Consider the following 20,998-nt stretch of genomic DNA (forward strand, 5'->3'; position numbering starts at 1 on the left):
TCCAAGCACGTCCCATCGGGCGGTGCAGGCGGCGCGCTATCCTCTGCACAACCGCGCCTGCCGGGCGTGGTCATCCAGAACCGCCGGAGGGAATTTTCTGCCCTGTGATGGCGTGGCAACCGGCCCTCATTGCGGCACTCGGTGCTTTCAGAGAAGACCCGCGTGGGTGCGCCGACGATGGCGCGAGCGGGGACGATGGCCCAGAAGCGGCGCAGCAATCGCGCAAGGACTTTCGAGGCCGCCCAGGGGCGGCTTTCTGCTGTACAGGGGTAGACCATGAGTACCGATATCCGCGCCGAGGCGCGCAAGAGAATCCTGATCCTGGACGGCGCGTGGGGCACGCAACTCCAGGGGGCCGGACTGACCGAGGCCGACTTCCGCTGGGACGGCGCCGATCCCCTGCGGATGTACCGGGGCAACTTCGACCTGCTGCAACTGACCAGGCCCGATGTGATCCGCGCCGTGCACCGCGCGTACTTCGAGGCCGGGGCGGATATCGCCAGCACGAACACCTTCAACTCCACGACGATCAGTCAGGCGGACTACGGCACGGAAAGCATGGCGCGCGAGATGAACGTGCAGGGCGCCCGGCTGGCGCGCGAGGTCGCCGACGAGTTCACCGCCCGTGACGGCCGGCCGCGCTGGGTGGCGGGGAGCATCGGCCCGACGAACCGCACGGCGACCCTCTCGCCGGACGTGGAACGCCCGGAATTCCGCAACGTCACGCATGACGATCTGGTGGCCGCGTACACCGAGGCCGCCGAGGGCCTGATCGAGGGCGGCGCCGACCTGCTGCTGCTGGAGACGGTGTTCGACACCCTGAACGCCAAGGCGGCGCTGTTCGCCTGCGAGGAAGCGTTCGCCCGCACCGGGGTTCAGTTGCCGGTCATGCTGTCCGGCACGATCACGGACGCGTCGGGCCGCACGCTGAGCGGGCAGACGCCGGAAGCGTTCGCGATCAGCACCAGTCACGCGAACCTGTTCAGCCTGGGCCTGAACTGCGCGCTGGGCGCGGACCTGCTGCGCCCGCACCTGCGCGAGATCGCCGCGAACACGGACGCGCTGGTGTCCGTCCACCCGAACGCCGGTCTGCCGAACGCCTTCGGGGAGTACGACGAGACGCCCGAGCACACCGCGAGCGTGCTGGCCGACTTCGCCCGCGAGGGTCTCGTGAACATCGTGGGCGGCTGCTGCGGGACCACGCCCGAGCACATCCGCGCGGTTGCCGACGCGGTGCGCGAGATCACGCCGCGCACCGCGCCCGAACAGCCTGCCGTGCTGCGCCTGAGTGGCCTGGAACCGCTGAACGTCACGCCGGAACTGAACTTCGTGAACGTCGGCGAGCGCACCAACGTGACCGGCAGCCCCAAATTCGCCAAGGCGATCCTGGCGGGCGATTTCGACGCGGGCCTGAAGATCGCGCGGCAGCAGGTCGAGAACGGCGCTCAGATCGTGGACGTGAACTTCGACGAGGGCATGCTCGACGGCGAGGCCGCCATGGTCAAGTTCCTGAACCTGCTCGCCGGGGAACCCGACATCAGCCGCGTGCCGCTGATGCTCGACAGCTCCAAGTGGGAGATTCTGGAAGCGGGCCTCAAGCGCGTGCAGGGCAAGGCGGTCGTGAACTCGATCAGCCTCAAGGACGGCGAGGCGAAGTTCCTGGAACGCGCCCGCCTCCTGCGCCGCTACGGGGCGGCGGCGGTCGTCATGGCCTTCGACGAGCAGGGGCAGGCGGACAATCTGGAGCGGCGCAAGGAGATCACAGCCCGCGCCTACCGCCTGCTGACCGAGGAGGTGGGGTTCCCGGCGCAGGACATCATCTTCGACCCGAACGTGCTGACGGTCGCGACCGGCATCGAGGAGCACGACCGCTACGCCATCGACTTCATCGAGGCGACCCGCTGGATCAAGGCGAACCTGCCGGGCGCGCTCGTGTCGGGCGGGATCAGCAACGTGTCGTTCTCGTTCCGGGGCAACAACCACGTGCGCGAGGCGATGCACGCGGTGTTCCTGTACCACGGGGTCCGCGCGGGGCTGGACATGGGCATCGTGAACGCCGGGATGCTCGCCGTGTACGAGGACATCGAACCCGAACTGCGGGACGCGGTGGAGGACGTGATCCTGGCCCGCCGCCCCGACGCCACCGAGCGGCTGCTGGAACTCGCCGACCGCTACAAGGGCGTGAAGCGCGAGGTCGGCGCGGGCAGCCCGTGGCGGGACCTGCCGGTGCAGGAGCGCCTGAAGCACGCGCTCGTGCAGGGCATCGCGGACTTCGTCGATCAGGACGCCGAGGAGGCGTACCAGGAACTCGGGTCGCCGCTGAAGGTCATCGAGGGACCGCTGATGGACGGCATGAACGTCGTCGGCGACCTGTTCGGCGCCGGGAAGATGTTCCTCCCGCAGGTCGTGAAGTCCGCCCGCGTGATGAAACGCGCCGTGGCGTACCTCACGCCGTACATGGAGGCCGAGAAGCAGGAGGCCGGCGGCAAGGGGAAGGTACTGCTGGCGACCGTGAAGGGCGACGTGCACGACATCGGCAAGAACATCGTCGGGGTGGTGCTGGCCTGCAACGGGTATCAGGTCACCGACCTGGGCGTGATGGTCCCCACCGAGAAGATCCTCGACGAGGCCGAGCGGATCGGCGCGGACGTCATCGGCCTGAGCGGCCTGATCACCCCCAGTCTGGACGAGATGGTCACCGTGGCCCGCGAGATGACCCGCCGCGGCCTGACCCTGCCCCTCCTGATCGGCGGGGCGACCACCAGCCGCGCGCACACCGCCGTGAAGATCGACCCCGCCTACCCGGGGGCGGTGGTGCACGTGCTGGACGCCAGCCGCGCCGTGACGACCACCGCCGACCTGCTGGCCGACCCGGCGGGCATGCAGGACCGCGTCCGCGCCGAGTACGACGCGCTGCGCGAGCGGCACGGCGAGCGGCAGGTGCGCCTGATTCCCATCGAGGACGCCCGCGCCCGCGCGCCGCAGGTCTCCCCCATCCCCGCGCCCGCCCCGCGCGAACCGGGCCGTCAGGTCATCGAGCAGCCCGTCGCGGAGCTGCTGGACTTCATCGACTGGACGCCGTTCTTCATCGCCTGGGAGATGAAGGGCATCTACCCGAACATCCTCACCGACCCCCTGCGCGGCGAGGAAGCCCGCAAACTCTTCGCCGACGCGCAGGCCCTCCTGCGCCGGGTGATTGACGAGAAGCTCCTGACCGCGCGGGGCGTGATCGGCTTGTGGCCCGCCACGCGCGACGGCGACGACATCGCCGTGCAGGTCACCCCCGACGTGACCCCCGGCGATACCCTCGACCACCACACGCACGAACTGGCCGCCGGACGCGAGGAGCTGCCCGGCGTGGTGCATCTCCACACCCTGCGCCAGCAGCGCGACCAGACCACGCCGAACGCGGCGCTCGCAGACTTCATCCTGCCGGACGGGGATCACATCGGGGCGTTCGCGGTGGCGATTCACGGCGCAGAAGAACTCGCGGCCGCGTTTGAGGCGCAGCACGACGATTACAACGCCATTCTGGTCAAGGCGATCGCGGACCGGCTGGCCGAGGCCTTCGCCGAGAAACTCCACCGGGACGTCCGTGTGCGGCACTGGGGCTACGCGCCCGGGGAAACGCTGGGCAACGATGACCTGATCCGCGAACGCTACCAGGGCATCCGCCCCGCGCCCGGCTACCCCGCGCAGCCCGACCACACCGAGAAACGCACACTGTTCACCCTGCTGAACGCCGAGGAGGTCGGCCTGCATCTGACCGAGTCGTGCGCCATGACGCCCGCTGCCGCCGTGTCCGGGCTGTATTTCGCGCACCCGGAAGCGCGGTACCTCGCCGTGGGCCGCATCGGCCGCGACCAGGTGGAGGACTACGCCCGGCGCAAGGGCCAGAGCGTCGAGGAAACCGAACGCTGGCTCGGACCGATCCTCGCGTATGACGCGGGAGCGGCAGATGGCGGAAGGCAGATGGCAGATGGCAGGGCCGCGCCTTCGACCATCGACCTTCAGCCTTCTGCGGCGGCCGGTGGCCGCCCATGACCCGCGTCTCCGTCGAGCTGGTGCCCCGGTCCCGTTCCGGCCTGCGCGCGGAGATCGCGGAAGTCGCGGGCGCGCTGAGCGGTGTGGATACCGTGAACGTGCCGGACCTGACGCGGTACTCGCTGCGCTCCTGGGTGGGATGTGGGTTTGCCCGGCCGGGCTTCGCGGCGATTCCGCACCTGCGCGCCGTGGATTTCAACCCGCGTGAGCCGCTGCCGTTCCTGCCGCTGCTGGAGGAGCACGGCCTCCGTGAGGTGCTCGTCGTGACCGGGGACGCGCCGATCGACATGAGCGCGAAGGTGTACGACCAGGACGCCGTGGACCTGATCCGCCGCCTGAACCGCGACGCGCCGCACCTGCGCGTATATGCCGGGCTGGACCCGTACCGGCAGTCGTTCGTCCGCGAACGCGACTACCTGGAGCGCAAGCTGGACGCGGGCGCAAGCGGGTTCTTCACGCAGCCGTTCTTCGACCGGCGCCTGCTGGACACCTGGGCCGACCTCCTGCCGGACGGCACGGACGTGTGGTGGGGCGCGACGAGCATCCTCACGGAGGCCAGCTTCAACTACTGGCGCGCCCGGAACCACGCGGTGTTCCCCCGTACGTTCACGCCCACCCTGGACTGCAACCGCGCGTTCGCCCGTGACCTCCTGACCTTCGCCCGCGAACGGGAGCAGCACGCGTACTTCATGCCGGTGAAGGTGAACGTGCTGGAGTACCTGGGCGGCATTCTCTGAGCGAGTGAGCTATGAGCTCTGGCTGTGCGCAACCAATGACCACCCCAGACTTCCGCTGAAGCAAAGAGTCGATCAGCTGAGCGAAGCGTCCCACCGCCCACCTGACCGCCGACTGCCACCGGCCGTCGTGCGCGCAGCGCGCGGGCCTTGCGGGGGGCGGCAGGATGGCGTCGAGGCCGGACCCGTCACCGCCCGACACAAACACGCCGCGCAAGTCGAAACTCTTGCCCAGTGCAACGCTGCTCCCCCTGCCCCCCTGGGGGACTCGTATGAGCCGCTTGCGGAGGGGGCTGGGGGGTGGGGCGACAAACGAAATGAGCCTCCCAGGAAATCCTGAGAGGCCCACATCCGGCTGAAGCTTCAGCTGTTGTCGATCACGACCGTGAAGCTCTTGCTGACCTTGCCCTTGGCGGGCACGTCGACTTTCAGGTTCGCGGCGCCCTGGTTTTTGACGGGGGCCATGGTGTCAATGATGATGACGCGGCCGCCGATGCGTTCGGTGATCTCGGCGCGGATGGCGCGGTCCTTGCTGCTTTCGAAGGCGTAGGTGACCTTGTAGGTGGTCTTGGTGACGTTGCCCTGGGCGTTTTTGGTCTGGGCGGTCTGCTGGACGGTGCGGGTGTAGTTCAGGTCGGGGTCTTCGCCCAGGTTGAAGTCGACGGTGCCGCCCTGGCGGGTGTCGGGGATGCTGGTCTGGCCGACGATGCGGCCGTCCTCGCGGACAGTGATGGGGCCGGCGGGGAGGCGCTGGTCGGCTGTCAGGCGGTAGGAGCGGTTGAGGTTGCCGTCGCGGGTGCCGGTGTCGAAGTAGGTCTGGAGGCCGGCGTAGCGCTCGAAGGTGCTGAGTTTGGGGGTGATGAAGGGGAGGGTGGTGACACTGTTGGCGGGAAGCTGGAAGGGGGTGGTGAGGGCGTAGCGGTAGAGGCCGCGCAGTTCGCCCTGGCTTTCGATCTTGGGTGCGGGGGCGGCGGTGGGCATGGCGACGTCCATGGCGGCGCCGCGCATCATGTAGGCGGCCTCCTGCTGGTTCTGGATGGTGACGTCCCCGGCGTAGAGTTCGGTGTTCTGGACGTCGTAGGCCTGTTCGGTGGTGTTGCGGATGTCGGCCAGGGCGCTCAGCTGCGCGCCGCCGCTGCTGGCCTTGAGGGTGTAGCGGGGCGTCCAGGTGACGGCGCGGGTGAGGTAGCTCAGGGTGCCCTTGCCGGGCTGCGCGAGGGTGTAGGTGACGCTCTGGGTGGGGGCCTGTGGGTTGGCGGGGGGCGCAGCGTCGAACTGGAGGTCTTCGTAGCGGGCGGTGAAGTACCGGCCCTGGGCGTCCTTGACGAGCAGGTCGCGGGCGCGGATCAGGGTGACGGGTTCGGTCTTGCCGTCGCGGCGCAGGTAGACGGTCTGGCCTTCGAGGCTGCTGAGCCAGTTCGCTTCCTGTTTCTGGATGGCCTGCGTGAAGCTCAGGCCTTCGAGGTCGAGGCTGCCGGACAGGATGTTCTGCCAGGTGTCGAGGGGCAGGTTCAGGCGGAGGGTGGTCGTGTCGGCGGTGACGGGTTCACGGACCTCACTGAAGCTGGGGTAAATGCGCAAGTCGGCGGCGCTGGCGGTTCCGAGGGCGAGGGCGGCGGCGGTCGCGAGGGCGACTGACAGGCTGTTTTTCATGTCTGGATGGTGACCCGCCGCTCAATATGAGATGTGAGAGCGTGCGTCAGGAACGGGACAGAAAACCCGCCGCCCCGGGGTGGGACGGCGGGCTGTTCGTGCAGACCGGACGGCTTACAGGATGTCGTCGCGGATGCAGGCCTTGAAGTGGCCGGGGCTCACCTCGCGCAGTTCGGGGACGATGTTCGCGCAGTCGGCGATCGCGTAGCGGCAGCGGGTGCGGAACACGCACCCCGACGGCGGGTTGATCGGGCTGGGAATGTCGCCTTCCAGGATGATGCGCTGGCGCTTGACGGTGGGGTCGGGCACGGGCGCGGCCGAGAGGAGCGCCTCGGTGTAGGGGTGCTTGGGGTTGCGGTTCAGCTGGCGGCTAGGCGCGATCTCCATCACGCGGCCTAGGTACATCACGATGATGCGGTCGCAGATGTACTCGACAACTGCGAGGTCGTGCGCGATGAACAGCACGGTCAGGCCCAGTTCTTCCTGCAGGTCCTGCAGCAGGTTCACGACCTGCGCCTGGATGGACACGTCCAGCGCCGAGACGGGCTCGTCGGCGACGATGAACGCGGGGTCCACGGCCAGGGCGCGGGCGATCCCGATGCGCTGGCGCTGCCCGCCGGAGAACTCGTGCGGGTAGCGGCGCATGTGCTCGGGGCGCAGGCCGACTTTCTGCAGGAGTTCGGCGATGCGGTCGACGCGCTGCTTGCCGGGGTGCAAGTTGTGGATCTGCATGGCCTCCCCGATGATGTCGGACACCGTCATGCGGGGGTTCAGGCTCGCGAAGGGATCCTGGAAGATGATCTGCATCTCGCGGCGGTAGTCACGCATCTGCCCCTTGGACAGCTTGGTGATGTCGGTGCCGTTGAACAGCACCTGCCCGCCGGTGGGTTCGATCAGGCGCAGGATGGCGCGCCCGGCGGTGGTCTTGCCGGAGCCGGACTCGCCCACCAGGCCGACCACTTCGCCGCGACCGATCTTGAAGGACACGTCGTTGACGGCCTTGACGTTGCCGACGACGCGCGAGAGCAGGCCGCCGCGGATCGGGAAGAATTTTTCGAGGTTCTGAACGTCCAGCAGGGTGTCGCCCGTGGCGGGCATGCTGCGGCGGGTCTGGTTGCTGACGGCGGTCATGCGGTCACCTCGCGCTGCGCCTGCGCGAACTCGCGCCAGCGGATGCAGCGGGCCATGTGGCCGTGCCCGGTGTCTTCCAGCGCGGGCACCGCCTTGGAGCAGTCGGGAACGGCGAACTTGCAACGGGGCTCGAAGGCGCAGCCCGGGGGCAGGTTCAGGGGGTTGGGGACGTTGCCGGGAATGGCTTCCAGGCGGCCCTTGGGCTGTCCGGGCACGTGCTCCTGCTCACCGGGGCGGGGAATGCTGTTGAGCAGGCCCATGGTGTAGGGGTGGCGGGGCGCCTGGAAGATGTCCACGACGTCGCCTTCCTCGACCACGCGGCCGCCGTACATCACGACGACGCGGTCGGCCATCTCGGCCACGACCCCGAGGTTGTGGGTGATGAACAGGATGCTCATCCCGACCTCTTTTTGCAGGTTGCGCATCAGGTCGAGAATCTGCGCCTGGATGGTCACGTCGAGCGCGGTGGTGGGCTCGTCGGCGATCAGCAGGGCGGGCTTGCAGCTCAGCGCCATGGCGATCATGACGCGCTGGCGCATCCCGCCAGACATCTGGTGCGGGTACTCGTTGACGCGCTTCTCGGGGGCGGGGATGCCCACGAAGCGCAGCATGTCGGTGGCGACGCCCATGGCGTCTTTCTTGTTCTTGCCCTGGTGCAGCATGACGGCTTCAGCGATCTGATCCCCGACGGTGTACACGGGGTTCAGGCTGGTCATGGGCTCCTGGAAGATCATGGAGATGTCGTTCCCACGGATCTTGCGCATGTCCGCTTCGCTCAGCGTGACGATGTTCTTCTGAACGCCGTCCTTGCCGGTGAAGAGGATCTCGCCCTCGACGATCTTGCCGGGGGGGTCGGGATCAGGCGCATGACCGAGAGGCTAGTAACGCTCTTGCCGGAGCCGGATTCACCCACGACGGCGAGGGTCTCGCCCTTCTTGATGTGGAAGGTCACGCCGTCGACGCTCTTCACGACACCGTCGTCGGTACTGAAGTAAGTTTTCAGGCCGTTCACGGCCAGCAGGACTTCACCCTGGTGGGTCATTGTTCCTCCGTTATTAACACGTTGGCAATCATACTACGTGGTCTAGGCGATTCGGCGTGTCAGCGGCGTCTGCGTGGGTCGAACGCGTCGCGCAGACCGTCGCCGACGAACTGCCAGCCCAGGACGGCCAGCACGATGAACAGCCCCGGCAGCATCACCCAGGGGCGCGCGTCGAGCGTCTCGAACCCGCCGGCCTGGGCCAGCGACAGCAGGCTGCCCCACGAGGCGTAGGGTTCGACGATGCCGATCCCGATGAAGCTCAGGCCGCTTTCGGTGAGGATGTAACTGGGGATGGCCAGGGACATGGCCACGATGATGAACGTGGCGCTGTTGGGCAGCAGGTGCTGGCCGATGATGCGGCTGTCGGACGCGCCGAGGCCCCGCGCGGCCTGCACGTAGTCCTGCTCGCGGCCGGAGAGGATCTGGCCGCGCACGACGCGGGCGATCCCGCCCCACGAGACGAAGGCCAGCAGGAAGACCACGATGTAGAACACCACGATGGGGTTGGCGTTCACGGGGAACATGGCGCGCAGCAGGATCAGGAGGAAGAGTTCAGGGATGGCGTTGAGCACCTCGACCAGTCGCATGATGACCGTGTCGGTCACGCCGCCGAAATACCCGGACATCCCGCCCAGGACGAGGCCCAGGCCCAGCGACAGCACGGCGGCCAGGATGCCGATGGTCAGGCTGATCTGCGAGCCGTACATGATGCGCGAGAACTGGTCGCGGCCGTAGTTGTCGCTGCCCCACAGGTACAGCTTGCAGGGGGCGTCCACGCCGAAGAGTTTCAGGTTGCTGGGAATGAAGCCCAGGAACTTGTAGCTGCGGCCCTCAATATCGGGGTTCCGCACGAAGAACTTCACGGGGCAGACCGTGGCGGTGTCCTCGACGTACTTGTCCCGGAAGGTCTCCATGTCGATGTCGCGTTTCAGGCCGTACACGTAGGGACCGAACTTGCCGTTGGCGTCACGCCAGTGCACGGTGGTGGGCGGCGCCCAGGAGATGCGCTCGCTGGTGCTGTACTCGGCCAGGCCGTAGGGCGCGAGGAAGCCCGCGAACAGGGCCAGCAGGTACAGGAAGGCCAGCAGCCCCATGCCGACGCGCGCCAGGGGGTTACGGAAGAACTGGGTGCGGACGATGCTCCACTGGCTCTGACTTTTCTTGGGTTGCGGCGTGGCCGCGGGGGTGGTGGTGGTCAAGGCAGGCTCCTTACGAGTACCGGATGCGCGGATCCACAGTGGCCAGCAGCAGGTCGGCGAGCAGGTTGCCGACCATGTACAGGATCGTGGCGATGGCCGTGACGGCCATCAGGATGTAGAGATCCTGGTTGTTCAGGGCGGTCAGCTGCAGCGGGGTCAGGCCGGGCCAGTTGAACACGATTTCCAGGAAGCCGGCGCCCCCGATCAGGGCCGGGAGCAGGCCGCCCAGACCGGCGATGGTGGGAATGACAGCCAGACGGAAGGCGTGCTTGTACACGATCTTGCGGTCCGCGAGGCCCTTGGCGCGGGCGGTGCGGATGAAGTCCTGGTTGATGACTTCCAGCATCTGGCCGCGGATGAAGCGGCTTTCGCTGCTGATGCCGCGCAGCACCAGGATGATGCTGGGCACCAGCGCGTGCAGGAACACGTCCCAGAAGCGGCGCCACTCGCCGATATCGGGTGAGAGCACCGAGCTCGACTTGCCGCCCAGCGGGAGGTCCCAGCCGAAGCTCTGCTTGAGTTTCAGCATGGCGTAGATGGCCAGCAGGCCGAAGAAGAAGGACGGCACGCCCAGACCCAGGTAGGCCATGGTGGTGAAGAAGCGGTCTCCGAGGCTGTAGGGCCGCATGGCGCTGTAGACACCGATCGGAATGGACACCGCGAAGTGCAGGACAGTGCTGATCGCCACGAGGATCAGGCTGTTCAGGAAGGGGCCGGCGATGATCTCGGTCACGGGCCGGTGGTACTGGAAGGATTCACCGAGGTACCCGTTGAAGAGCATGTTCTTCAGCCAGTAGAAGTACTGCACGAGCACCGGTTGATCCAGGCCGAAGCGTTCACGCAGCCGGGCGATCGTCTCGGGGCGCACGCTGGGGTTCTCCTTCAGCGCCGACAGGAAGTCCCCTGGCGCAGCCTGCGTGATCAGAAACGCCAGCAGGGTCGCCAGGAGAAAGGTGGGAATGAATTGCAGCACTCGCCGCGTGATGTATTGAAGCACGGTGACCTCGTTCAGCGTGAGGGGCGCGGAGCCTGTGCTGCGGCTCCGCGCCCCGATATGTGGTGATCGTCAGCTCAGGATGCCGCTCAGCGGTTGATCCAGGTCATTTCCAGCAGGCGCGGCCCGAACAGGGTGCTGGCGTTCAGGGAGTTCACGGCGGCGCGGGGCAGTTCGCCCTGGGTGCGGTTCGTCCAGCTGAAGTGCACGGTCTGCGCGGCGAGCTGGATGTAGGGCTGGTTGTCGGCTTCGATCTTCTGGATCTGGCCGGCAATGGCCTTCCGGGCGGCCAGGTTGAACTCGGCGCGGCCCTTCCAGTACAGGTTGATGGTCTGGGTCTCGAAGGGGAAGCGGCACTTGCTGCTCTGGTTGAACATGTGCAGGTTGCCGCCTTCGGGCAGGTCCTTGCACTCGATGACGTTGGGGCCGGACACGGGGAAGACCTTGCCGCCGCCCGTCAGGCCGATGATGATCGCGTCGAAGTTCCGGCGACCGAAGTTGTCGCGGGCGTCGAGCAGGGCGGTCATCTGGTTGAAGGCGATGAAGCTGGTGTTGACCTTCACGCCGACCTTCTTGGCCTCGTCCTGGACGATCTTGGCGAAGCCCTGACGGCGGGTGTTCTCCGCGTTGGTGATCAGGGTGAATTCGGCCTTGTTGCCGGCCTTGTCGACCAGGATGCCGTCGGCGCCCTTCTTGGTGAAGCCGATTTCCGCGAGGAGCTTGGCGGCGGCGGTGGGGTTGAACTTGTACTTGTCCAGGCCGCTGGGGATCCAGTCCTTGTACACGGGGTACACACCGGTGTAGGTGGGCTGGCCCAGGCCGCCGAGGGTCAGGTCGACCATGGCGTCACGGTTGATGAGCATGCTCATGGCCTGGCGGAACTTGACGTTGCTGAACAGCTTGGTCTTGAAGGTGGCGCTGTCGTCCATGTTGAAGACCATGAAGTCGCTGCTGGCGCGGGCGCTGGCGTTGGCGATCAGGTTGGCGTCGATCTTCTTGCCGTCGATGGCGGCCTTCACCTGGGCGAGCTGGTCGCGGTTGCCGGGGCTGTACACGTCGGCGTTGCCGGCCAGGAACTGGGTCAGCTGGGCGTTGGCGTCGGCCACGATGTTGATCTGGACGCCGTCCATGTAGGGCAGGCTCTTGCCGGCGCTGTCCTTGTTCCACTCGCCGAAGTAGGGGTTCTTCTTCAGCAGGGCGCGTTCACCGCGGACGTAGCGGTCGAGCATGAAGGGCCCGCTGGTGACGATGTCGGAGGGGCTGGTGCTGATCGTCCACATGTCCTTGATGCCCTGGGCACCCTTGGCCTTGAAGACGGGCATGAACACGTGGGTGGGTTCGGGTTCGAAGCCGGTCAGGAATTCCAGCGCGGTGACGTCGGGCTTGGGGAACACCACGCGGATGGTGTTGTTGTCGACCTTGCTGACCTTGATGGGCTGGTCGTTGATGAAGAAGGAGTCGTAGCTGTTGCTGCCGATGTCCTTGTTGCTGTGCAGGGTGTAGCTGGTGATCCAGTCGTCAGCGGTGATCGGCTTGCCGTCGCTCCACTTCATGCCGCTGCGGATGTCGAAGGTAAAGGTGCGCTTGTCGGCCGACTGGGTGTACTTCTCCGCCATGTAGGGGATGTAGTCGTCGGTGATGGGGTCCTGGGTCAGGAGCGAGCCCGCGTTGAGGGTGCCGCCCGAGCCGACCAGGCTGGGGCTCTCGGCCGTGACGAAGGGGTTCAGGGTCTTGAAGTCCTGAAGGTTGACGGTGCGCAGCGTGCCGCCGGTCTTGACGTCGCTGGCCTTGTTGCTCGTCCAGCTGGCGGGGTACACGAAGGGCGCGGCAGACGCGGCCGAGGTCAGGGCCAGGGCGGTCATCAGGAACAGGGCTTTTTTCATGGGGTCCTCCAGGGTGCGTGAAAGGAAATACGACAAGCTCCGGCGCGCAGCCGGGGTGCTTGGTTCCAGATTTCGTTTTCCAGCGAGCTCAATATATGGATTGACTTAGCTTCGGTCAAGATTGCCAGAGCATTCTCATGAATTCAGCCCGCATAAGTATCCCACGCCTTACAATCGCCATCAAAATTCTATCGGATCGGAGCATCCGCCAAGCACCCTACAAACAGTCAAAGCGAGACTCATCACATTCTCTTGCTTCAGACATGCATGAAGAGTGCCGTTCCATATCGGAACGACACTGTGAATGACTCCACTTTCGCAGTTCTACGTTATTGGCCTGCACTACTGGAGACAGGTCACATCTCTACGGTACAGATGGCCCGGATTCAGCCCTCCGGTCCCGGGTGCCTGCACCAAGCAGCCGTAGAGAACTCTGCGCGCCCCTACCTGGAAACGAGGTTGATCAGCAGGGCCAGGAGCATGAAGAAGCCGCCCAGGACGCTGGTGATCCGGACGAGGCCGCCCTCGACCCCACGGCCGCCCAGCAGCGACCCGCCGGACGCCATGCTGGCCGACAGCCCCGCCTGCTTGGGCACCTGGAGGAGCACGAAGAAGATCAGGCCCACGCAGACCAGAGCGAACAGCACAATGAACAGGGTCAGAATCATGAAAACCTCTTTCGGGCGTCCGGCCCGCGCTGCATACCTGTATATTCATGCAGGGGCTCACCCGGCGCCGGGGCATTGTAGCGCGTCCGCGCCCGCATGTCAGCGGCCCCGGACCTTGCGGTACCCCTTGCGCAGTCCGTGATCCGGCCGCACCCCATCCGCGATCAGGTGCAGCCACTGGCTCAGGTAGTAGCCCAGCAGCAGGGGCGCCACCAGTTTCCAGGCCACCGGCTGCGGCACGCTGGGCAGCGGCGCATCGGGCGCGACGAAGCGGATCAGGCCCGCGACCAGCGCCACGATCAGCGCCACGTACAGCAGGCGCGTCAGCGGCCCGATCAGCCAGCTGTGAGACCAGCCCCGGTGACTGAACAGCATGCCGTACGGCACCCACAGCGCGCCCAGGACGCCCCAGTGCCGTTTACTGTCCACCCGTCCCTCGGCCAGATCCAGATCCGGCGAGAGCAGGAAGGTACCGGCGGCGTAGGCCAGCGTGAAATTCAGCGCCTGGGCCGGCGTGATGATGAGCAGTTCCTGCCGCGCGGCGTACAGCGCGCCCGCCGCCAGCACGCTGTAGGCGGCGATATTGATCAGGTTGTGAACGCGTCCACTCGGCACGGGCGACATTGTGCCACCCCGCGTCATCCTCTTCATGTGCGGTCAGCTTTCTTGCGGCATGCTGTAGGGCACATGACACACCTGTACCGCGCCGCCGGGCTTGTGGCCATCGCCCTCGCCCTCTCCGCCTGCGATCAGCTGAGTTCGAAGTCGCCCCCGGACTCGGGCGCCCTGCAGGACCGCACGCTGGGTCTCGGGCTCAGCACGCAGCAGAAGGTCAACGTGCCGTTCGGCGGCTCCTGGCGCGTCACGGACTACCCAGACTGGCTGAAGGTGTCGCAGCAGGGCGGCACGGGCGCGGTCAGCTTCACGCTGACGGCCGACCGGCAGCAGGCCACCCGGGTCACGGCCGATCAGGCCAGCCTGAGTGGCGTGATCAAGGTCAGCTGGACTTCGGGCGAGGGCAGCGCCGCACAGAACGGCACGGCCAGCTGGACGGTCACCGCGCAGCAGTACGAACTCACGGGCCGCGCGGCGCTGCCCGCGCAGGTGACCGGCACCGATCTGGTCACGTCGGCCGCGCGGCCGGCAGCCGGGACCGTAGCGCCGCGCGGCGTGATCGTGAAATACCGGTCCGGCGCGCTGGAGACGCAGGCCACGGGCACCTCGGCACGGACCGCGCCGGGGCAGGGGGGCGCCAGCCGCGCCGCGGCCCTGGGGGCCCAGCGGCTGACCGGCGCGGGGCTGACGGTCACCCGCCGCGCACCCCTGGGCGAGCGCAGCGCCGCACTGGACGTGCGTGACGTCCCGGCGGCACTGGCCGCCCTGCGCGCCGATCCGAACGTCGAGTACGCCGTCCCGAACGTCGTGCTGCACACGCAGGCGACCCTGGCGCAGCCGGTGACGCCCGCAGATCAGTTTGCCCCGCTCCAGTGGGCCTACCCGCTGCTGGGGTACGGCGCCGTGTGGCGTGACATGGAAGCCGGGGGGTACACCCGGGCGATCACGGTGGCCGTGGTGGACAGCGGCGTGCGGTTCGACCACCCCGACCTGCAGGGGCAGCTGTGGCAACCCGGCGAGGGCGCGCTGGACGTCCTGACCGATCCCCAGAACGGTGACGGGGACGGCGCCGACACCGACGCCACCGATCCCGCGACCCCCGGCCGCACCGGCGGCAGCCACGGCACGCACGTGAGCGGCATCATCGCCGCGCGCTGGGGAACGAACGCGGGCGTCTGCGCCGGATGCAGCCCGTCGGGCGTGGTGGGCGCCAGCTACAAGGCGAACGTGAAGGTGCTGCCCGTGCGCGTGATCGACTCCAGCGGGGATGCCACCAGCGAGGACGTGGCGCTGGGCATCCGCTACGCGGCGGGGCTGCCGGTCGTGATCGGCGGGACGACCTACCGGACGGCGCACGCCGCGCAGGTCATCAACCTCAGCCTGGGCGGGGAGGTCAGCGCGGACGAGGCCCGGCCCATGTGCGAGGCGATCGCGGACGCCCGCGCGGCCGGGGCCCTGGTCGTGGCCGCCGCCGGGAACGGCTACGGCACCGCGCCGTACTACCCGGCCGCCTGCGAGGGCGCGGTGTCGGTCGCCAGCGTCACCCTCTCCGGCGCCAGCGCCCCTATGCACTCGCCCTTCAGCAACGCGTACCCGCAGGTGCAGCTGGCTGCCCCCGGCGGCGCCGATCCCTACAGCGGCGCGAAGTTCAACGGCGGCACCTTCAATGGCGCCGCGTTCCCGGACGTGATCCTCTCGACCAGCTGGGACTACAGCAAGAACGTCCCCAACTACGAGGCGGAGGTCGGCACCAGTCAGGCCAGCCCGCAGGTGGCGGCCCTGGCGGCGCTGATGCTGAGTAAGGGCGTCACGACCGGCGCGGACGACACGCTGACCCGCCTGCGCGAGACCGCCACCGACCTGGGTGCCGCCGGGCGCGACAACCTGTTCGGCTTCGGCATGATCAACGCGGCGGCCGCCCTGAACGCCCCGGCGGTCAGCAACGCCTTCGGTCTGCGGGTGCAGAGCAGCCGCGGCCTGAGCTTCCAGCCGAAGCTGGACAGTACCGGCGCGTTCCGGGCCTACCTGGGGGACGGCACCTACCGCGTGACGGCGGGCACGGACGCGAACGGCAACGGCGTCTACGGCGAGAGTGGCGAGACCCGTGACGAGCGCAGCGCGGCCCTGGGCGAGGCGACCCCGAAGGTGGAGCTGGGCACCCTGATTCCTCGCTGAGCCAGACAGCGCCGGGACGCGAGCACCCAGTCAGGGTCATCGCGTCCCGGCGCTGTCTGCGTCATCCGATCTCGATCACTGTGCGGCCCCGCACGCGCCCCGCGAGGATCTCGGCCGCCAGGGCGGGCACGTCCGAGAGGGGGTGGGTCTGCGTGACAGCGGCCAGGCGAGTGGCGGGCAGGTCACGCGCCAGCCGCGCCCAGGCGGCCTCGCGCCGGGCTGGGGGGCAGGTAACCGAATCGATGCCCAGCAGGTTCACGCCCCGCAGGATCAGCGGGAACACGGTCGCGTTCAGGTCGTGCCCGCCCGCCAGGCCGCACACGGCGAGGCTGCCGTGCGTGCGGGTCGAGGCGTACGCTCCGGCCAGCGTGGCGCCCCCCACCGTGTCCACCACGCCCGCCCAGCGTTCCTTCTCCAGCGGGCGGCTCAGGGCGGGCAGCTCGTCGCGCCCGATGATCCGCGCCGCGCCCAGGTCACGCAGGTAGTCCTCCTCCTGCGGGCGGCCGGTGCTCGCCACGACCGTGTGCCCCGCCCGGGCCAGCAGGGCCACGGCGGTGCTGCCCACGCCGCCCGCCGCGCCGGTCACGAGCACCTCGCCGCTGCCGGGGGTCACGCCGTGCTCCTCCAGCGCCATGACGGCCAGCATGGCCGTGAACCCGGCCGTGCCGACGCTCATGGCCCAGTGGGCGTCCGTGCCGGCGGGCTGCGCGACCAGCCACCCGGGCCGCGCGCGCGCGTGCGTGGCATACCCGCCGTCCTGCCGCTCGCCGATACCCCAGCCGGTCAGGATGACCGCGTCGCCCGGCTGCCAGCGGCCCGAGGCGTCCTCCAGTACAGTGCCCGCCAGGTCGATGCCGGGCGTCATGGGATGGGTGCGCAGCACGCCGGGGCGGCCACTGACGGCCAGGCCGTCTTTGTAGTTCAGGCTGGAGTGCGTGACGCGGATCAGGACGTCCCCGTCTGGCAGGGCCGAGAGCGGCAGGGTCTGGAGTTCGGCGCGGACGCCCTGGTCGTCTTTCAGGACGCGCAGGGCGCGGTAGGTGTCGGGAATGGCCTGGGTCATGCGGGGTGCCTCCTGTGAATGTGGTGCCCCCAGCCTACCCTCCGGCCCGCGCCGCTGCGGGGCGCACACGAAAGGTGGGACAGGCGTCCCGGCGTAGAGCGGGGTGTGTTATCCTCCCAACTGCTATGGAGCCTCCCAGTTCCGGCTCACGTACCGCGCCCGGAGAACACCGCCCGAGGGCGGCGTTTTTGCCGTGGCACACAACCGACGGTCACCGACGCACCCGCCTGAACGATCCGGCGGGGCGGGCAGCTTGCGCCTTGCGGATGACCCTGACGCGACCCTGGAGCGCGTCCCTACATGAATGACCTGCTTGGTATCGTCGCCCTGTTCTTCCTGGTGCTCATGAACGGTTTCTTCGTCGCGGCGGAGTTTGCGCTGGTCAGCGTGCGCCGCACCCGCATCGACCAGCTGGCCGAGGAAGGCAACGCCACCGCCCGCGCCACGCAGCGGGCGCTACAGAATCTCGACCTGTACATCGCCGCCACGCAGCTCGGCATCACCATGGCCAGCCTCGCGATCGGCTTCGTGGCCGAGCCCGCCATCGAGCACCTGATCCACCCGCTGTTCCCCGAGGGCCGCTTCAGCGAGTCGCAGATCACGGCCATCTCCTTCGGGGTGGCGTTCGCGATCAGCACGATCCTGCACATCGTGTTCGGGGAACTCGCGCCGAAAAGCTGGGCGTTGCAGCGCAGCGAGCAGGTCAGTCTGGTCGTCATCCGGCCCCTGCTGATCTTCACGGCGATCTTCAAGTGGGCCATCAAGGGCCTGAACGCGCTGGGCAACGGCGTGGTGCGGCTGTTCGGCCTGCGCGGCGTCGCCGGTCATCACACGGCCTACTCGGAAGAGGAGATCCGCATGATCGTCAGCGCGTCGAGCCAGGAGGGCGTGCTGGAGGACGACGAGAAGGAACTCGTGTACAACGTGTTCGACCTCTCGGACACGACCGTGCGCGAGGTCATGACGCCCCGCATTGACATGGTGCTCGTGGACGGGGCCGCGCCGCTGCGCCGCCTGCTCGACCTGAACGCCGAGCACGGCTACTCGCGCGTGCCGGTCTTCCAGGACACCCCGGACAACATCGTGGGCATCGTGCACACCGGCGACATGCTGGCGCACCTCGACAGCCTGGACCACACCCTGATCGCGGACGTGATGCGCCCGGTGTACTTCGTGCCCGAGGGCATGAAGATCAAGGACCTGCTCGCCAAGATGCGCGACAAGAAGAGCCACATGAGCATCGTCGTGGACGAGTTCGGCGGCACGGCGGGCCTGGTCACGCTGGAGGACGCCCTGGAGGAGATCGTGGGCGAGATCTACGACGAGACCGACGAGGAGGAAGTCTCGATGATCGAGGTGATCGGCGAGGGCGTGTACCTGATGGACGCCAGCCTGACGGTCGGCGAGGTCGAGGAGCGGCTGGGAGCGAACATCGAGGACGGCGAGGGAGAATTTGATACCCTGAGCGGCTTCATGACCAGCCACTTCGGGGACATCCCGGAACCGGGGCAGAACTTCACCCACAACGGCTGGGCCTTCACCGTCGAGGACGCCGACCAGCGCCGCGTGACCCGCGTGCGCGTGGAACGCGCCCCGCAGGTGAACGAGCTGGAGACCGAGGACACCCATGAGTAACGCCAACGCACTGAACCTGACCCCCGACCCCCAGCTGCTCGAGGGCGCGAAAGCCGCCTTCAGGCAGGCGTACGCGCCGTACAGCAAGTTCCACGTGGGCTCGGCGCTGCGCACCCGTGACGGCCGCGTGTTCTTCGGCGCGAACGTCGAGAACGCCAGCTACGGCCTGGGCCGCTGCGCCGAGCAGAGCGCCGTGCAGGCCATGGCCACCGCCGGCGAACGCGACTTCACCGACATCGTCGTGTACTCCGAGGCGACCCCGCCCGCCAGCCCGTGCGGCGCGTGCCGGCAGGTGCTGTACGAGTTCGCGCCGGACGCCCGCGTGGTGTGCGTGAACCAGCACGGCGACATCGTCAGCGGGTACGTCCGCGACTTCCTGCCCCACGGCTTCCGCCTGGAGCAGCGCGACGACGGGCACGATGTCGGCACGGAATAAGGCCTGACAGAGCGGCGCGCCGGGGGAGTGTTCCCCGTCGCGCCGCCTCTATCTACGTCATGTCCACTCGGTCAGCCTTCAGCCTCTCCCCTGCCGCTTGTGCTCACCAGACAGCGATGTGGCCGTCGGTGCGGGTCTCGGTGCCGCCCTCCAGCACGCCGGTCACGGGGTCGCGGCGGATCATCTGCCCGCGCCCGAACGCGCCGGAATCGAGCTGCACACTGACCGAGTGGCCCATACGGGTCAGTTCGCGGGCCAGGGTGCCGCCCAGGCCGTGCTCGACCTCCACGCGGGTGCCGTCCAGCCACTGCCAGCGCGGGGCGTCCAGTGCCTGCTGCGGGTTCATGCCGTAGTACGCGGTGTTCAGCACGACCTGCAGGTGCCCCTGCGGCTGCATGAAGCCGCCCATCACGCCGAACGGCCCGACCGGGGTGCCGTCCGTGCGGCCCAGGAAGCCGGGGATGATGGTGTGGTACGGGCGCTTGCCAGGCGCCAGGGCGTTGGGGTGGGCGGGGTCGGTGTGGAAGTTGTGCCCGCGGTTGTGCAGGGCGATGCCGGTGCCGGGCACGACGACGCCGCTGCCGAAGCCCATGTAGTTGCTCTGGATCAGGCTGACCATCTGTCCCTGATCGTCGGCGGTGGCGAGGTACACGGTGCCGCCGGTGCTGGGGGCGCGGGTGCGGGGATCGTGCGCGCTCTGGCCCAGGTGGGTGCGGTGCGCGTCGGCGTTCGCGCCGGACAGCAGGTGCGCGACGTCCACCGGGGTGTGGCGCGGGTCGGCCACGAAGGCGTGCGCGTCGTGGAAGCCGCGTTTCATCGCCTCGATCTGCAGGTGTAGGCCACGCGGATCGTCGCGGCGCTCGGGCAGCGGCACGTCCCTCAGGACGTTCAGGGCGATCAGCGCGGCGATGCCCTGCCCGTTCGGCGGGATCTCGTACACGCGGTGCCCGTGCAGGTCGGTGTGGATGGGCGTGACCCACTCGCTGGCGTGCCCGGCGAGGTCCGCGCCGGTCAGCAGGCCGCCCTGTGCGCGGGCGTGCGCGTCGATCTGCCCGGCCAGCTGACCGGAGTAGAGCGCCTCGCCGTGCGTCGCGGCGATCTGCTCCAGGCTGCGGGCGTGGCCCTCGCTGCGCCACAGCGCGCCGGGCGCGGGCGTGAAGCCGTCCGGGGCGAAGGTGCGGAACCACTCGGCCATCTCGGGCAGGTTCAGGCGGCGGTAGATGCCGGTCGCCCGCGCCCAGTTCGCGGCGAGCACCGGGGACAGCGGGTAGCCGCCTCGCGCGTACGCGATGGCCGGGGCGAGCACCTGCGCGAAGTCCAGCTGCCCGAAGCGGGCGTGCAGGTCGGCCCAGCCGCGCACCGCGCCGGGCACCGTGACGGGCGTCCAGCCGTGGCGGGGCATCTCTCCGGCGTGGCGCTCACGCAGCGCGTCCAGGCTCAGGGCGGCGGGCGCCGCGCCGCTGGCGTTCAGGCCGTGCAGTTCCCCGCCCGCCCACACCAGCGCGAACAGGTCCCCGCCGATGCCGTTGCTGGTGGGTTCCACGACCGTCAGCGCGGCCGCCGTGGCGATCGCGGCGTCCACGGCGTTCCCGCCCTGCTGCAACACGTTCAGGCCCGCCTGCGCGGCGAGGGGCTGGCTGGTGGCGACCATGCCGCGCCGGGCGTACACGGGGCGGCGGACACTCGGGTAGTCAGGCTGGAAGGTCACGCGCGCAGCCTAGCGCGT

The 20,998-nt window shown here is 68.4% G+C and carries 14 protein-coding genes and 1 pseudogene; 5 read left to right on the plus strand and 10 right to left on the minus strand.

Going from position 1 to position 20,998, the window contains the following annotated elements; all coding sequences use genetic code 11:
• The first annotated feature begins 276 nt into the window (after positions 1-276).
• Together metH and AUC44_RS08445 are read left to right on the plus strand one after the other, a co-directional pair.
• The gene (gene metH, locus AUC44_RS08440) at positions 277-4,044 is read left to right on the plus strand and encodes a methionine synthase (protein WP_062158226.1); all 3,768 of its coding nucleotides are present in this window, start codon (positions 277-279) and stop codon (positions 4,042-4,044) included.
• Entirely contained in the window at positions 4,041-4,781 is a 741-nt protein-coding gene (locus AUC44_RS08445) for a methylenetetrahydrofolate reductase (RefSeq protein WP_062158227.1), read from the plus strand. Before metH ends, AUC44_RS08445 begins: the two co-directional genes overlap by 4 nt.
• Before the next feature lie 360 nt (positions 4,782-5,141).
• On the opposite strand, the gene AUC44_RS08450 is transcribed toward AUC44_RS08445, so the two are convergent.
• The 8 genes and pseudogenes from AUC44_RS08450 to AUC44_RS08485 form a co-directional block, all read right to left on the minus strand.
• Positions 5,142-6,431: a DUF4139 domain-containing protein gene (locus AUC44_RS08450; RefSeq protein WP_062158228.1), complete on the minus strand. Its 1,290-nt coding sequence runs from the start codon at positions 6,429-6,431 to the stop codon at positions 5,142-5,144.
• A 114-nt stretch (positions 6,432-6,545) separates the two neighbouring features.
• Positions 6,546-7,562 carry an ABC transporter ATP-binding protein gene (locus AUC44_RS08455; protein WP_062158229.1) on the minus strand — a complete coding sequence of 339 codons (1,017 nt, stop codon included), beginning with the start codon at positions 7,560-7,562 and terminating at the stop codon, positions 6,546-6,548.
• Positions 7,559-8,604 (minus strand): annotated as a pseudogene (locus tag AUC44_RS08460) (ABC transporter ATP-binding protein). Before AUC44_RS08460 ends, AUC44_RS08455 begins: the two are co-directional and overlap by 4 nt.
• A gap of 59 nt (positions 8,605-8,663) precedes the next feature.
• Positions 8,664-9,803, minus strand: a complete 1,140-nt coding sequence (locus tag AUC44_RS08465) for an ABC transporter permease (protein WP_062158230.1) — start codon at positions 9,801-9,803, stop codon at positions 8,664-8,666.
• Between the two features lie 10 nt (positions 9,804-9,813).
• A complete protein-coding gene (locus AUC44_RS08470; protein ID WP_062158231.1) occupies positions 9,814-10,800 on the minus strand; it encodes an ABC transporter permease in 987 nt (328 codons plus the stop codon).
• An 86-nt stretch (positions 10,801-10,886) separates the two neighbouring features.
• Positions 10,887-12,680 (minus strand): ABC transporter substrate-binding protein, encoded by a 1,794-nt coding sequence (locus tag AUC44_RS08475; protein ID WP_062158232.1) that lies wholly within the window; start codon positions 12,678-12,680, stop codon positions 10,887-10,889.
• A 443-nt stretch (positions 12,681-13,123) separates the two neighbouring features.
• Positions 13,124-13,348 (minus strand): preprotein translocase subunit SecG, encoded by a 225-nt coding sequence (gene secG / locus AUC44_RS08480; protein ID WP_046842343.1) that lies wholly within the window; start codon positions 13,346-13,348, stop codon positions 13,124-13,126.
• Positions 13,349-13,447: 99 nt separating this feature from the next.
• A complete protein-coding gene (locus AUC44_RS08485; RefSeq protein WP_189062446.1) occupies positions 13,448-13,963 on the minus strand; it encodes a metal-binding protein in 516 nt (171 codons plus the stop codon).
• A 72-nt stretch (positions 13,964-14,035) separates the two neighbouring features.
• On the opposite strand from AUC44_RS08485, the gene AUC44_RS08490 reads away from it, so the two are divergent.
• Positions 14,036-16,138: a S8 family serine peptidase gene (locus tag AUC44_RS08490; protein ID WP_062158234.1), complete on the plus strand. Its 2,103-nt coding sequence runs from the start codon at positions 14,036-14,038 to the stop codon at positions 16,136-16,138.
• A gap of 61 nt (positions 16,139-16,199) precedes the next feature.
• Here the strand turns inward: AUC44_RS08490 and AUC44_RS08495 are convergent, their stop codons facing one another.
• Positions 16,200-17,201, minus strand: a complete 1,002-nt coding sequence (locus AUC44_RS08495) for an MDR family oxidoreductase (protein ID WP_062158235.1) — start codon at positions 17,199-17,201, stop codon at positions 16,200-16,202.
• Between the two features lie 300 nt (positions 17,202-17,501).
• Between AUC44_RS08495 and AUC44_RS08500 the strand changes: the two genes are divergently transcribed.
• Entirely contained in the window at positions 17,502-18,836 is a 1,335-nt protein-coding gene (locus tag AUC44_RS08500) for a hemolysin family protein (protein WP_062158236.1), read from the plus strand.
• Entirely contained in the window at positions 18,829-19,272 is a 444-nt protein-coding gene (gene cdd, locus AUC44_RS08505) for a cytidine deaminase (RefSeq protein ID WP_062158237.1), read from the plus strand. Before AUC44_RS08500 ends, cdd begins: the two co-directional genes overlap by 8 nt.
• Positions 19,273-19,375: 103 nt before the next feature.
• Here cdd and AUC44_RS08510 read toward each other — a convergent pair whose 3' ends face one another.
• On the minus strand, positions 19,376-20,923 hold the full coding sequence (locus AUC44_RS08510) for a gamma-glutamyltransferase family protein (RefSeq protein WP_082689168.1): 1,548 nt from the start codon (positions 20,921-20,923) through the stop codon (positions 19,376-19,378).
• Positions 20,924-20,998 lie beyond the last annotated feature (75 nt).

The organism is Deinococcus actinosclerus (genome assembly GCF_001507665.1).
In the GTDB taxonomy this organism is placed as follows: Bacteria; Deinococcota; Deinococci; order Deinococcales; family Deinococcaceae; genus Deinococcus; species Deinococcus actinosclerus.